The 14868-nt window shown below is 71.1% G+C and carries 10 protein-coding genes; 5 read left to right on the top strand and 5 right to left on the bottom strand.

Annotated elements, in window-relative coordinates:
- Positions 1-37 precede the first annotated feature (37 nt).
- Together AB0K73_RS19780 and AB0K73_RS19775 are read right to left on the bottom strand one after the other, a co-directional pair.
- Positions 38-877 (bottom strand): hypothetical protein, encoded by an 840-nt coding sequence (locus tag AB0K73_RS19780; RefSeq protein ID WP_360518991.1) that lies wholly within the window; start codon positions 875-877, stop codon positions 38-40.
- Positions 855-3509, bottom strand: a complete 2655-nt coding sequence (locus AB0K73_RS19775; RefSeq protein ID WP_360518988.1) for a DUF4062 domain-containing protein — start codon at positions 3507-3509, stop codon at positions 855-857. Before AB0K73_RS19775 ends, AB0K73_RS19780 begins: the two co-directional genes overlap by 23 nt.
- 169 nt (positions 3510-3678) lie before the next feature.
- On the opposite strand from AB0K73_RS19775, the gene AB0K73_RS19770 reads away from it, so the two are divergent.
- Entirely contained in the window at positions 3679-5403 is a 1725-nt protein-coding gene (locus tag AB0K73_RS19770; RefSeq protein ID WP_360518985.1) for an FAD-dependent oxidoreductase, read from the top strand.
- Between the two features lie 50 nt (positions 5404-5453).
- Here the strand turns inward: AB0K73_RS19770 and AB0K73_RS19765 are convergent, their stop codons facing one another.
- Positions 5454-7223 carry an ABC transporter ATP-binding protein gene (locus AB0K73_RS19765; protein WP_360518982.1) on the bottom strand — a complete coding sequence of 590 codons (1770 nt, stop codon included), beginning with the start codon at positions 7221-7223 and terminating at the stop codon, positions 5454-5456.
- 46 nt (positions 7224-7269) lie between these two features.
- Between AB0K73_RS19765 and AB0K73_RS19760 the strand changes: the two genes are divergently transcribed.
- From AB0K73_RS19760 to AB0K73_RS19745, 4 genes are all read left to right on the top strand, one after another.
- Positions 7270-8601, top strand: coding sequence for a GNAT family N-acetyltransferase (locus AB0K73_RS19760; RefSeq protein WP_360518979.1), 1332 nt, complete (start codon positions 7270-7272; stop codon positions 8599-8601).
- A 237-nt stretch (positions 8602-8838) separates the two neighbouring features.
- Positions 8839-9903 carry a substrate-binding domain-containing protein gene (locus tag AB0K73_RS19755; protein ID WP_360518977.1) on the top strand — a complete coding sequence of 355 codons (1065 nt, stop codon included), beginning with the start codon at positions 8839-8841 and terminating at the stop codon, positions 9901-9903.
- A 126-nt stretch (positions 9904-10029) separates the two neighbouring features.
- Positions 10030-10800, top strand: a complete 771-nt coding sequence (locus AB0K73_RS19750) for an ATP-binding cassette domain-containing protein (RefSeq protein WP_360518975.1) — start codon at positions 10030-10032, stop codon at positions 10798-10800.
- On the top strand, positions 10797-12089 hold the full coding sequence (locus tag AB0K73_RS19745; protein ID WP_360518972.1) for an ABC transporter permease: 1293 nt from the start codon (positions 10797-10799) through the stop codon (positions 12087-12089). Before AB0K73_RS19750 ends, AB0K73_RS19745 begins: the two co-directional genes overlap by 4 nt.
- 436 nt (positions 12090-12525) lie before the next feature.
- On the opposite strand, the gene AB0K73_RS19740 is transcribed toward AB0K73_RS19745, so the two are convergent.
- Positions 12526-13653 (bottom strand): AI-2E family transporter, encoded by a 1128-nt coding sequence (locus AB0K73_RS19740; RefSeq protein WP_360518969.1) that lies wholly within the window; start codon positions 13651-13653, stop codon positions 12526-12528.
- An 89-nt stretch (positions 13654-13742) separates the two neighbouring features.
- Entirely contained in the window at positions 13743-14768 is a 1026-nt protein-coding gene (locus tag AB0K73_RS19735; protein ID WP_360518966.1) for a serine/threonine-protein kinase, read from the bottom strand.
- Between the last annotated feature and the right edge of the window lie 100 nt (positions 14769-14868).

The raw sequence follows: 14868 nt of genomic DNA, 5'->3' as shown, positions 1-14868 counted from the left end.
CCCGCGCACCGGTCGCGCGCCGGTCGCTGCTCACAGGCTAGCGGGCGCGTCGCCGTTCGAGCGAGAGGTAGAACGTGGCGTAGACGGCCGCCGAGACGACGATGCCGGCGACGAACATTCCTGCACTCGGACGCTCCCAGGCGAGGTCGCCGAAGCGCACGGCGATGGCCAGCAGGATGCACGCGAGGCTCACGAGTTGCGCCTGGAACACCCAGCGGAACGCCGACCACCTCGCGTCCCACAGCATCCACACGTTGACCATGCCCGGCAGCGTGAGCACGGCTCCGACGATGCGCGCCGTGAGCGGCGACACCTCCCACGCCCACGTCTCGATGAGCAGCGCCGGCGTGATGAAGAGCACGAGCCCGGTGACGGTGGCCGCGGCGCCCACGAGCGCGAGCACGTAGCGCCACGGCGCCGGGATGGTCGCATCGTCGTCCTCCGGTTCGCCGTCGTCCTGGCCGCGCTGCACGAGGATCGCGACGAGCACGAGCATCGGCGTGGTGGCGTAGAGGATGACCCAGGTGATGAACGACAAGTGCCCGAAGTGGAACCGGTCCCAGTGCAGGAACGTCGCGATCCCCACGAGGGTCGCGAACACGAGCACCGCGGGGAATCCGTGCCGAACACGGTGCCAGTGGCGCTGCAGGGCGACGTGCGAGAAGAACCAGATGCCACCGGCGTAGGCCGACCCGAGCAGCATCGCCGTGATCGGCGGTTCGATCGTCCAGGCGAAGTGCTGTTCGGTGCCGCCCGGCAGCACGAGGAGCAGGAACGCCGCCGCCACGAGGAAGGGGATGATGACGTACGCGAGCACGCGCGTGTACGGCCGCACGCGGTCGCGTGCCTGCGTGTCAGTTGGCGGATGCCGCGACATCCGTCACCACCCCATCGTCGGCTTGGTGCGCCTCCTCGTTCCGCAGCGCGTAGCCGACCGCGTCGTCGACGTGCAGGTGGCGTCCGTGGGCGCGGGCTCGCTCGAATGCGTCGGCCGCCGAAGTGGTGAGGATGCGGTCGATGAACTGATGGTGGAATGAGAAGGTCGGCGCGTTGTAGAGCCCCGTGCGCTCCCGCACGACCTGGGCCGCGCCGAGCAGGGTCCCGGCGCGCACCGGGTCGCCCGCGGCGGCGGCGACGGCCGTGAGGCCCTCGAGCCCGTAGGCGACGCCCTCGTCGTGCCGCAGCCGCGCGGAGAGAGCGAGGCTCTCCTCGAAGCAGCGGCGGGCGACCTCGAAGTCGCCGACGAGCACCTCCGCCCAGCCCAGGTGGTGCAGCGCGATGGTCTCGCCGAGGTCGTCGCCCTGTCGCTGGGCGACGGCGAGGCTCTCGTTGAAGCGGGCGACCGCCGTGCGCACGTCCTGTGCGAGCAGCGCGACGCGCCCCTGGGTGACGAGCGCCATCGCCACGCCCCAGTCGTCGCCGGCGTCGCGGAACAGCGCGAGGCTCGCGTCGAGCGCCTCGCCGGCGCGGGCGGCGTCGGGCTGACGTGTTCCGAGGTGGGCGAGTGCGAGGGAGATGAGCGCGAGCGCCTCCCCCGACCGCTCCCTCTCATGGTGGAAGAGCGATGCGCTCTCGCCGAGTCCCGGGATGAGCCACTCGTCGGGGTCCTGCCAGAACGCGATCGCCCGCGTGAAGTACAGCGCCCTCGCCCTCGTCGGCTCGTCGAGGTCGTCGTCCGATTCGAGCACCTCGGTCATCCATTCGCGCACCTCGCCGAGGTGCCCGTCGATCCACCAGTACACGTAGAGGCTCCACGCGAACCTGGCCGCGGCCGACCACTGCCGGGTATCGAGCAGGTGCCGGGCGGCCGCACGGAGGTTGTCGCCGTCCTCGGCGAGCCGTTCGATCCAGGCGAGCTGCGCGGGCCCCTGCAGCGCGCGCTGGGCCTCCTCACCGAGGCGGGCGAAGTACTCCGCGTGCCGATCGCGCAGCGCCGTGGCGTCGGGGCGTGCGAGGAGCTGCTCGAGCGCGTACTCGCGCACCGTCGAGAGCATCGTGAACACCGCTCGGTCGCCGCGATCGTGCTGCCGCACGAGGCTCCCGTCGACGAGCACGCCGAGGTCGTCGAGCGTGTCGGCGTCGGGGATGTCGCGACCGATCCATTCGGCCGCGTCGAGCGTGAAGCCGCCGGCGAAGAGCCCGAGCCGGGTCAGGAGCTCTCGCTGCGAAGCACCCAACAGGTGCGTGCTCCATTCGATGGTCGATCGGATGGTCCGCTGCCGTTCGGGAAGGTCGCGCACCCCGCCGCCCAGTCCGAGCAGGTGACGGTCGAGTCGCTCGAGGAGCTCGGCCGGCGTGAGCACCCGCGCCCGCGCCGCCGCGAGTTCGATCGCGAGTGGCACGCCGTCGAGCGCGAGGCAGATGCGCGCGACGTCCTCGACGTTCTCGTCGGTGAGCTCGAAGTCGGGTTTCACCGCGCGGGCCCGCTCCACGAACAGGTTGACCGCGGATGCCTCGAGCGCGCGTCGCACGTCGGGCCCACGCCGCAGGTCGGGCAGACCGAGCGGGCCGAGCTCCACGCCGTGCTCGCCGCTCAGCCGCAGGAGGATACGGCTCGTGGCGAGCACCGTGAGGCCCGGGGCATCCGTCAGCAGTGAACGGATCGCGGGCGCGGCATCCACGACCTGTTCGAGGTTGTCGAGCAGGAGCAGCATCCGGCGATCCCGCAGGGCCATGCGGAGCTTCTCGTCGAGGGTTCCGTCGCCGATGTCCCGGACGCACAGGGCGTTCGCGATGGCCGCGGGCACGAGGTTCGGATCCGTGACGGGTGCGAGATCGACGAACCCGATGCCGCCGTGGAACCGGTCGCGAACCCGGTTCGCGGCCTCGATCGACAGGCGGCTCTTGCCGATCCCGCCGGGGCCGGTGATGGTGACGAGGCGCACGGCGTCGTCGGCGAGCAGCCCCGTCACCATCCCGAGTTCCCGCTCGCGACCGACGAGCGCGGTGAGCGCGGCCGGCAACCGCACGGCGCCGGCCATGCCTGCGGCGGGGTCCGCCGTGTCGCCCGGGGCGGCCCCTCCTGCGGGCGGTCGAGTGAAGCGCTCGGCGAGGAGCGTCGCAAGATCGCCGCGCACGAGCTCGGCGAGCTGGGCGGCATCCGTGAAGTACGCATACGAGGCGCGATCCTCGGTCTTGATCCGCGCGAGGAGCTCCGCGAGGCGCGGCTCGCGCTCCACGCCCTCCTTGACGTACACGAGCTTCGGCAACTCCGGCGGCGCGAGCCGGTACTCGTCCTCGAGCCCTGAGATCTGCTCGCCCGGCGCCACCCATCCGTACTGCGCGCCATAGAGGCCGACGAAGATGTCGCTCTGCGCGACATACGCGCGGTAGAGCTCGCGCGGCGGATGCGGCCGGGCGCCGAGCTCGAACATGACCGCCGCGAGGTGCAGCGTCTCGATCGCCTCGCGCACCGCACGGCGTTCCGGCGCAAGCTCCCTCAGCGTCGAGCTCACGAAGACGCGCAGACGCTGGTCGGGCGTTCGGATGCCCGGATCCGCCGGACTCATGACTGCAGTCTCTTCCCCGCGGGCCCGTGCTGTAAACCCCAGTCCGGCTGGCGGCCCGCGCTGGCGGCCCGCGCTGGCGGCCCGCGCTGGCGGCTCCGAGGGCGCGGCGGTACACTCGCGGCGTGGCGGCGGGGGCCGCCGTACGGTGCCGCTCCGAGAGGACGAACGCGTGGACGCCCGTGAACACCGGCCGCCGGCGATCCTCGTGGTCGCGGCCGACGTCGACGCCCGCACGGCCCTCCTCGAACCCCTCGAGCGCCGGTACTCCGCCGACTACCGGATCCTCGAAGCGGATGTGCCCGAGCGCGCCGCCCTGGCCATCGACGCATTGCACGCGGCGGGCGGCGATCTCGCACTCGTACTCGCCGACGACGCATCGCCCGTTGGTGGACACGAGAGCGTGTTCGCCGCCGCCCGTCGGCGCTTCCCCGACGTCCGGCGCGGCCTCGTGATCGAGTGGGGCGCGTGGGCCGACGCCGCCACGTCCCGCGCCGTGCTCGAGCTCATGTCGCACGTGCAGATCGACTACTACGTGGTGCGCCCGGTGCACTCGCCCGACGAGTCGTTCCATCGCGCCGTGACGGATTTCCTCCGTGAGTGGGAGGCCGCCGTGGGCAAACGGCACCGTTCCTTCACCGTGATCGGCGACGACGCGCAGCCGCGCACCCACGTGCTGCGCAGCCGGCTCGCGCGCGGCGGGGTGCCGTCGGACCACCTCGCCCCGAGCGACCCCGACGCGATGGCGCTCCTCGCCGAGGCGGGCGTCGACTACTCGGGCGTGCCGCTCGTGCGCGCCGCCGACGGGCGCGTGCTCGTGGATCCCGACGACGCGACGCTCGCCCGCGCCTACGGCCTCGACACGTCGCTGCCCGACGGCACGGTCGACGTCGCCGTCGTCGGCGCCGGGCCCGCGGGTCTCGCCGCGGCGGTGTACGCGGCATCCGAAGGGCTCGACACCCTCGTGCTCGAGGGCGAGGCGATCGGCGGCCAGGCGGGGTCGAGCTCGCTCATCCGCAACTACCTCGGCTTCTCGCGAGGCGTCTCGGGTGCCGAGCTCGCGCAGCGCGCCTACCAGCAGGCGTGGGTGTTCGGCGCGCGGTTCGCGCACACCCGGCGGGCCGCCGGCCTCCGGCTCGTCGACGGCGCCTTCGAGCTCGACGTGGCGCCCGACGGCGACGCCGCATCCGACGGCGAGGTGGTGCGCGCCCGAGCGGTCGTGCTCGCGACCGGCGTCAGCTATCGCCGCCTCTCGGCGCCCGGGCTACGGCCGTTCGTCGGGGCATCCGTCTTCTACGGCGCCTCCTCGGTCGAGGCGCGCGCACAGTCGGGCCGGGACGTGCTGGTGGTCGGCGGCGGAAATTCGGCGGGTCAGGCGGCGCTCCACCTCGCACGGTACGCCAGGTCCGTGTCGATGGTGGTGCGCGGGGACTCGCTCGCGGAGAGCATGTCGCGCTACCTCATCGACCAGTTGGATGCCGCCGGCGTCCGCTTGATCACGCGTTCCCGCGTCGTCGATGCCGGGGCCGCCGAGGCCGAAGGGCTCGACCACGTCGTGCTCGAGCAGGCCGACACCGGGGAACGCGTCGAGGTTCCCGCCGCCGCCGTGTTCATCACGATCGGGGCGCGCCCGCACACCGAGTGGCTGCCGCCCCAGGTACTGCGTGACCGCTGGGGTTCGGTCATCACCGGACCCGAGGTGCTCGCCGAGGGCGGGCGTCGGGCCTGGTTGGGCGATGAAGACGGCCCCGCGCCGCTCGAGACGTCGGTGCCGGGCTGCTTCGCGGTGGGCGACGTGCGCCGCGGCTCGGTGAAGCGCGTCGCGTCCGCGGTCGGCGAGGGTTCGGTCGTGGTGTCCTCGGTGCACGCGTACCTCGGGCCGCACGTGGGGGGCTGACCGGGGCTCGCGGCGATCCCGTCATGGCGGCCGCCGCGACATCCGGTCGGCTACGCCGACTGCACGCGGTGGAGTTCGGCGTACCGGCCGCCCGCCGCGAGCAGCTCGTCGTGCGAGCCCACCTCGACGATGCGGCCGCGCTCGAGCACGACGATGCGGTCGGCCGAGCGGATCGTCGACAACCGGTGCGCGACGACGAGCGTGGTGCGGCCCCGCATCAGGCGGTGGAGGGCGACCCGGATCTTCGCCTCCGACTCGGGGTCGAGGGCGCTCGTCGCCTCGTCGAGGAGCAGCACGCGGGGGTCGCGCACGAGCGCCCTCGCGATCGAGAGCCGCTGCCGCTGCCCGCCCGAGAGCCGCGCGCCGCGTTCGCCCACCACCGTGTGCCATCCATCGGGCAGGGCGTCGACGATCTCCATCGCGTTCGCGTCGCGCAGGGCGGCGAGCACGCGGTCGTCGGCCACGGCCCCCAGGCCGTAGACGATGTTGTCGCGAACGGTGCCCTCGAACAGGACCGACTCCTGCGGCACCACCGAGACCGCGCGTCGGAAGGTGCGCAGATCGAGTTCCTCCATGTCGACGCCGTCGAGCAGCACCCGCCCGCGCGTGGGCCGGATGAATCCGAGCACGACGTTGAGGAGGGTCGACTTGCCCGATCCCGACGAGCCCACGAAGGCCACGGTCTCGCCCGGAGCGATCTCGAGCGAGATGTCGTCGAGGGCCGTCGCGGCGCCGGCCTCGTAACGAACGTCGACGTGGTCGAGGCGAAGGTCGCCGCGGACGTCGCCCACCGCGCGCTTCCCCTCGTTGAACTCGAGGTCGGGTTCCTGCATCACCTCGGCGATCGACCGGATCGACTCCGTGCCGCGCGCGATGATCGGCAGGAGCATGAGGAGGTTGGTCGCGGCCCCGGTGAGGAGCGCGAAGTACGAGCTGAGCAGCACGACCTGACCGGGCGTGATCGGGATCCACCCGCTGATCGAGACCCAGGCCGCGAGCACGAGGCATGCGACGCCGAGCACCTGAAGGCTCACCCACGACAGCGATGCGAAGCGACCGTTCAGGAGGTCGAGCTGGAACCCCGCGGTTCGCACACCTTCGGCACCCGACGCGACCCGGCGCACGGCGGTCTGCTCGAGGCCGTGCGCGCGCGTGATCGGCATGAGTGTCGCCATCTCGCCGACGCGGGCGGAGAAGTGCTCGACTTCGCGCCGGAAGCTGGCGTTGCGCACGGCGCTTCGGCGGTTGAGCACGGCGCGCAGGAGTACGGCGAGCGGGATCGCGAGGGCGTACACCGGCAGGAAGGCGGGCACGTTGACGGCGGTCATGATGATCGCGCCGACCAGCACCATGGTGGCTGAGAGCAGCGGATGCGCCGTCTGCTGCAGCATCACCTCGACGTTCTCGACATCGCGCACCACCTTGGTCTGCACGATCGACGAGTTGGCTCGCGTGTGGAACCCGATCGAGAGCGACTGCAGCCGTGCGGCGAGCGCGTTGCGCAACTCGGCGCCGATCGAGCGAACGGCACCCATGAAGAACCTCGTGTACATCACGTGATTGGGGTAGTTCTGCAGGAGGGCGACCAGGGCCACGCCGGCCCAGAGTGCGAGACTCGCAAGCGGTCCGCCCGCGACCACGACGTCGATGATCGCCGCGGTGACCACGGGCAGCAACCAGAGCGGCGTGTCCTTGAGGGCGAAGAAGCCGACGGCCGCGAGCACCCGGGCCCGGTGCAGGTCGAGGAACCGGATCACCGATCGGGTCGGACGTCGTCCGTCGATGACTCGCTCAATTCGGGAAAGCGCTTGCCGAGACATCCACCCATTGTGCCGTCCTTTCAGCGTCGCTCGCTACGCTGGTCCGATGTCGTTCGATCCGCGCAGCATCCCGGTCGACCCCGCCGCGAGCTCGGCGCTTGCCCGCCATGGACTCGAATATCGACTGCTCGATCCCGACGACCACCCCGCCATGCGCGCCTGGATCGAGGCGGAGCACCGCGGATTCCACCACGCCCGGCCGCGTGAGGTCGATCACGCCTTCGATCTCGCCGTGACATCCGAGCGGCGCGTGCACGGGGTGTACGACCCCAAGGCGGCTGATCCGGCCGTGCCCGTCGCCACCGTCGATGGGTGGCCGACGGGGCTGAGCGTGCCCGGGGGCCGCAGCGTCGACGCCTGGGCCGTGAGCGCCGTGACCGTGGCCGCAACCCACCGTCGACGCGGCATCGCCCGAGCGCTCATGGAGGGCGAACTCGCGAACGCCCGCAACGCCGGCGCCGCGATCGCCATGCTCACCGTCACCGAGGCCACCATCTACGGCCGATACGGGTACGCACCCGCGGCGAGGGCGGCGACCGTCACCGTCGACCGGCGGCGCGCGCACTGGATCGGTCCGGATGCCCCGGGCCGCGTGCACTTCGTCGAGCGCGCCGAACTCCGCGAGACCGCCGCCGCCGTCACCCGGCGCGCCGTCGCCCGCACTCCGGGTGAGATCGACCGGTGGCCGGGCATCCTCGACCGGGCGCTCGGCCTCGTCGACCCCGACGGCGACAGTGCGCGTCGCGTGCGCACCGTGCGGTACGACGACGAGCAGGGGCAGCCGCAGGGGTTCGTCGCCTACCGCATCACGCGCGAGCCGAACGAGCCCGGGTTTGTCGAGTTCGACTTCCTCGTCGCCGCCACCGACGACGCCGAGCGGGCGCTCTGGCGGTTCCTCGTCGAACAGGACTTCGTGAGCGGCGTGCGCGGCCGGCTGCGATCGGTCGACGAGCCCCTGCCGTGGCTCCTCGAGGACCCTCGGGCGGTGACCCTGACCGATGTCGTCGACCACCTCTGGCTGCGCGTCCTCGACCCCGTCGAGGCGCTGGCTGCTCGGCGGTACGGCATCACCGGCACGCTCGACCTGGAGGTCTCCGACCCGCTGCACCACGCGAGCGGCCGGTTCCGGCTCGTCGTCGGCGAACGCGGACGCGCCGAGGTCGAGCGCCTCGACGACACGGATGCCGCGGATGCCGCGCCCGCACGCCATGTCCTGAAGCTCGGCGTGCAGGAGCTCGGGGCCATCTACCTCGGCGGCGTCCGACCGTCGGTGCTCGCCCGGGCCGGGCGCATCACGTCACCCACGGCCGGATCCGTCGCGCACGCCGATCGCATGTTCGCCGCCGATCGCACCCCGCATCTCAGCATCTGGTTCTGAGCCCTCGACCCCCGGTCGACGCGTGATCGGTGGCCTCGTCTCAGACGCCGTCGTGAGAGCGCTCCCAAGTCATGGCGGGGCCGAACGGCGCGGCACTGACCGGCCGGTCGGTGAGGTTACCCAAGTGTTATCAACCGATTTGTTCGCGGCGGCCACAATTGCGGCATCATGGCCTGTGCCGCCGCCATGGACGACGACGGCACCTGAGGGGTCGACCTCACACAGAAGGGGAGCGCAATGAAGTCAGCTTCACTGGTCTCTGCCGTCGCACTCGCCGGGTTGTCCGCGCTGGTGCTGGCAGGCTGTTCGGGCGGCACGGGAGAGGGCGAGGGAGACGGCGGAGGCGAGTCCGCCACACGGGCGTGCGTCATCCTTCCCGACGCCGCTTCGTCACCGCGCTGGGAGAACAACGACCGTCCGTACCTCGAAGACGGCCTCGAGGAGGCCGGGTTCGAGACGGACATCCAGAACGCGCAGGGCGACACGAACAAGTACGCCACCATCGCCGATCAGCAGCTCAGCAAGGGCTGCGGCGTCATGCTGCTCGTCGACTACAACGGGGCCGGCGCTGCCGTCGCCGAGAAGGCCAAGGCCGAGGGCATTCCGGTCATCGCCTACGACCGGCCGATCGAAGGTGCCGACTACTACGTCTCCTTCGACAACGTCGAGGTCGGGCGTCTCCAGGGCCAGTCCATCGTCGAGGGCCTCGAGGCCGCCGGCACGGACGCCGCCAGCGCAGTCGTCGTCTACATGGGCGGCGACCCGGCCGACGGCAACGCCAAGATGTTCCACGACGGTGCGGTCGAGGTGATGGAGGAGGCCGGCATCAAGCCCGCCGCCGAGCCGCCGGGGATCTGGGACGGCGAGAAGTCGGCGACCAACTTCGAGCAGGCGCTCACATCGCTCGGCGGCCAGGTCGACGCGGTCTGGGCCGCCAACGACACGAACGCCGCCGGCGTCATCACGATCCTCGACAAGAACGGCCTCGTCGTTCCGGTGTCGGGTCAGGATGCGTCGATCGCGGGCCTGCAGAACGTGCTGCTCGGCAAGCAGGCCGCCACGGTGTACAAGCCCATCAAGCTCGAGGCCGACGCAGCGGTGGAGCTGGCCGTCGCGCTCCTCGAGGGCGAGACGCCGACCGCCGACCAGGAGCTCGAGGACGGAACCCCGTACATCGCGGTCACCCCGGTTCTCGTCGGTCCCGAAGAGGTCGTCGACGTCGTCGAGGCCGGCGACGCCGACCCGGCCGAGCTCTGCCAGGGCGAGGTCGAGGCCAAGTGCGCTGAGTTCGGCATCGAGTAGCACCCATCGATCGGGGCTCCGAGCCGTGGCGGACCACCGCCCGGCCCGGGCCCCGATCACCCCTCCTCGCCTCGGCACCCGAGTGCCACACTGAGAGCCGAGACAGCGTCGTCGAAGGGAACGGGCATGAATGCGAGCGTGAATGCGGACGCGCCGATCATCGAACTGCAGGGAGTCGTCAAGAGCTTCGGCCCCGTCAGCGTGCTCAAGGGCGTCGACCTGCGTGCCTATCCCGGCAAGGTGACGGCGCTCGTCGGCGACAACGGCGCGGGCAAGTCGACGCTCATCAAGGGGCTCGCGGGCGTGCAGCCCTACGATGCGGGCACGGTGCGCTTCGACGGGCAGGAGGTCGCCTTGCACACGCCGCGGGACGCGGCGCACCTCGGCATCGAGGTCGTGTACCAGGATCTCGCCCTCTGCGAGAACCTCGACATCGTGCAGAACATGTTCCTCGGCCGAGAGGAGACGGAGTTCGGCACGTTCGACGAGGGGCGTATGGAGCGCCAGGCATCCGACACCCTCCGCTCGCTCTCGGTGCGCACCGTGAAGTCGGTGCGCCAGAAGGTCGCGAGCCTCTCAGGTGGTCAACGGCAGACCGTCGCGATCGCCCGCGCCGTGCTCAAGAAGGCACGCGTCGTCATCCTCGACGAGCCGACGGCGGCTCTCGGAGTGGCGCAGACCGAGCAGGTGCTGCACCTCGTTCGGCGACTCGCCGATCAGGGCGTCGCGGTCATCATCATCAGTCACAACCTCGCCGACGTCTTCGCGGTCGCAGATCACATCAGCGTGCTCTACCTCGGGCAGATGGTCGCCTCGCTCGAGGCGTCCGAGACCTCCCGCGACGACGTCGTCGGCTACATCACGGGCACGAAGGTGCAGCAGGGAGAGATCGCATGAGCTCGCAGCAGCCGGCCCCTGGCGCGATCGCGCCCGACACCTCGGTGTCGGACGTGGCGCCCGGCCTCATCGGCAGCGGGCAGGAGGGCACGATCGGCGACCAGGTGCGGGCGTACCTGCAGCGCCTGCGCAGCGGCGACATGGGCGCGCTTCCGGCGGTCGGCGGGTTCGTGGTGCTCACGATCCTGTTCAGCTTCCTCAGCCCGTTCTTCCTCACGGAGCGGAACTTCGCCAACCTGCTCACCCAGGCCGCGACGCTCGTCATGCTCGGCATGGCCCTCGTCTTCGTGCTGCTCCTCGGCGAGATCGACCTCTCGGCGGGTGTCACGAGCGGCATGACGATGGCGCTGTTCATCGTGCTCGTCAACGTGCACGCCGTGAACTGGGTGCTCGCGCTCGCCATCGCGTTCGCAGCCGGCCTCCTCACGGGAACGCTCATCGGCTTCTTCGTGGCGAGGGTGGGCATTCCATCCTTCGTCGTCACCCTCGGCCTGTTCCTGGGGTACCAGGGCCTGACGCTCATGATCATCGGCGCGGGCGGCCTCTACCGGGTGCAGATTCCCGAGATCCGGGCGATCCAGAACTCGAACATGCCGGTCTGGGCGGGCTGGGCCATGCTCGGTGTCATCCTCGCCGTCTCGGCCGCGACCTCCTTCTGGGACCGCGCTCGTCGCTCGCGAGCCGGTGTGCCGAACCGCACCATCACGCTCGTCTGGATCAAGCTCGGCGTCATCGCGGTCATCGGTGGTGCCGTGGTGGCGATCCTGAGCCGCAACCGAGGCCAGTCGGTCGGCGTCGTCGAGGGCGTGCCGATCGTCGTCCCGATCGTGCTCGTGATCCTCTGGATCGGCACCTTCGTGCTCGATCGCACGAAGTTCGGTCGGTACCTCTACGCCATCGGCGGCAACGCCGAGGCGGCCCGCCGGTCGGGCGTCAAGGTGATGCTGGTGCGATGGAGCGCCTTCATCGTCTGCTCGACGCTCGCCGTCGTCTCGGGCCTGTTCTCGATCAGCAAGGTCGGTGCGGTCGATGCCGCCGCCGGGCGCGAGATCGTGCTCTCGGGCGTCGCCGCGGCGGTCGTCGGCGGCGTGAGCCTGTTCGGCGGGCGGGGCCGCCTCCTGCACGCGGCCATCGGCGCACTGGTCATCGCCGTCATCACGAACGGCCTCGGACTCCTCAACCTGCCCGCCGGCGTCAACCTCGTGGTCACCGGCGGTGTGCTCATCCTCGCGGCGACGGTCGATGCGGTCTCCCGGGTGCGCGCCGGTGGGACGATCTTCCGAACCTGATTCCGCGAGAGCCGAGCGGATGCCGCGGCCGCACGCGGGGTCCGCGCGACGTCTCCCGCGACCGACCGTTCCCTCCGCGATCTCGGTGCCCGAGTGCCCAAGTGCCGTGGTGGCGGGGTGCCCGAGTGCCGGGGTGCCGAAGTCCCGAAGTGCCGGGGTGGCGGGGTGCCCGAGTGCCGGGGTGCCGAAGTCCCGAAGTGCCGTGGTCCCCGGGTGCCCGAGTGCCGGGGTGCCGAAGTCCCGAAGTGCCGGGGTGGCGGGGTGCCCGAGTGCCGGGGTGCCGAAGTCCCGAAGTGCCGGGGTCCCCGGGTGCCGAAGTGTCACCGCTCGTTCGGACAAACGGTGGTCCGCGTGGCAGGAACCGCGGCAGGCGCTGGCGGGCCCGGCGTCCACATCCGGTCGCCGTCGTGGACGGCGTATCGCCGCGAACCGTCGCTCACAGCACGTCCTGCCGGGGGAACACCACCTTCTCCATGATGATGATCAGTGAGGCCGCCACCGGGATCGCAACAAGTGCGCCGAGCACGCCGCCGAGCGTGCCGCCGGCGATCGCCGCGATCACCACGAGCGCGCCGGGCACCGCCACGGCCCTGCTCATGATGCGAGGACTCAGCACATACGCCTCGACCTGCATATAGACGAGGTAATAGATCGCCGCGGCGAGGGCGGTCGCCGGCGATGCGGCAAGGCAGACGAGGCTGATGATGATCGCGCCGGTCAGCGTGCCCACGAGCGGAACGAGCGAACCGAGGAACGCGATGAACGCGAGCAGGATCGGCGCCGGGGCGCCGATGATCGACAGGTAGATGAGGCTCAGCACGCCGTTGAGCGCGCCGAGACTCAACTGGCCGATGACGTAGCGGCCGACGGACCCCGTGATCTCCTCCGACACCGACCGGAAGCCGGGCCGCGAGCTGGCGGGCACGAAGCGTGCGGCGTACCGCTTCATCGACGCGAGCGACGCGAGGAAGTAGAGCATCAGGATGAGCACGATCGTCGCGCCGGTGAAGCCGCCGAGGATGCCGGCGCCCACGGCGAGCAGTCCGCCCGTGAGGTTTCCGAGGTTCCCCGGATCGGCCAGCCAGTCGCCACCCGCGGTGATGGCCTGCTGGATGGCGTCCCCGCCGACGAGCGAGTTCAACCAGGCGACGAGATCGCTGTCACGGACACGCTCGACGATGTCGTCCCAGTCCTCGATGAGGATCTTGGTCTGCTGGATCACGATCGGCACGATGGTGGCGATGAGGCCGACGAACAGGCCGATGACGACCACGACCACGAGGAGGATGGCCAGCCCGCGCGGCATGTCGCGACGCTGCAGCCAGCTCACCACCGGATCGAGGCCGAGCGCCAGGAAGAGCGCGAGCGCCACGTAGAGGATGACGGTGCCCAGCTGCCCGACGATGCCGCCCAGCAGGAGCGCGACGAGGACGCCCAGGGCCCCCACGAAGCCGATCCGGAACGCGTGGATCCGGATCTCGGGACCTCGGGATTCCGCGTTGCCGGTGAGCTCGGCGGCCGGGGGCTCATCGGGAGCAGCGACGCGCCGTTTCCATGTCCTCATGCCAGTGACGCTATACGCGTTCCCGGCGACGCGAACGTACGCCGCGCCGGGCCCATTCGGGCGTCACCAGGCCGCCGATGCGGCCGCGATCAGACACCGCCGCCGGCGAGCAGCGTCACGACGGCGACGGCCGCGACGACGGTCGCCCCCACGACCGAACTGACGGCCGCGGCAGCGCGCACGCCCATGCCGCCGCCGCCGCTGCCGGAACGTCGCAGCATCGACCGGCGAGCGCGCCCCCGCTTGCCTCGTCCGTCGAGGATCATCGATCGGATGACATCGCGCAGCGTGGCGGCCACCTCGTGTGCGGTGGGGCGCTGCGCGGGATCGTCGTGGGTCATGGCCGCGAGTAGCCTGCGCCACTCCTCGGGAAGGTCGTCGGGGATCGCCGGCGGGCGATGCAGTCGCGCGAGCGCAGCCTCGATGGCCGAGCCGCTGTACTCCCGCTCGCCGCGCAGCCCCTCGAGCAACACGAGACCGAGCGAGTAGACATCGCTCGGCGGTCCGACCTCTTCGCCGCGGGCCTGCTCGGGCGAGATGTATGCCGCGGTGCCCATGATCGCGCCGTCACCGGTCATGCGCGCGCCGTCGACGAACTGCGCGACGCCGAAGTCGGCGAGCTTGCCGACGAGCGTGTACCCGAGGGCGGGCGTCTCGGCCAGCAGGATGTTCTCGGGCTTCACGTCACGGTGCACGACCGATCGCCCGTGCACGTAGCTGAGCGCGTCCGCCATCTGGGCGCCGATGTCGGCGGCCTGCCGCGGGGTGAGGGGGCCGCGCGCCAGTCGGTGCGCAAGCGAGAGGCCCTCGACGAGTTCCATGACGACGTAGCGACGCTCGTGGCCGTCGTGCAACAGCATTCCGGCGTCATGCACGCCCACCAGGCCGGGGTGGCTCATTCCGCCCAGGAGGTGGATCTCCCGCTCCCGCCTGGTGAGGTCGGCGACGGTGCCCGAGTCATCGCGGAACACCTTGATCGCGACATAGCGACCGAGTTCGGTGTCACGGGCACGGTACACGTCCGCCATGCCTCCCGACCCGAGGTGCTCGAGGAACTCGTAGCGAAGGCGCGGCTGGTGCTCGGGCGGACTGGACGCCACCTGTCGGTCGGTCATGGTCTGGCGGATTCGAGCGGTCATCGCAACAGGACGTTCCCGATGACTTCGATCGGGGTTTGGAACTCTAACCGTTTTCGTGGTCGGTCGTTCAGCTCGG

The sequence above is a fragment of the Agromyces sp. NPDC052230 genome, from assembly GCF_040679595.1.
In the GTDB taxonomy this organism is placed as follows: Bacteria; Actinomycetota; Actinomycetes; order Actinomycetales; family Microbacteriaceae; genus Agromyces.
Note: the sequence above shows the minus strand (reverse complement) of the source record. Positions and strands in the feature narration are given on the sequence as shown.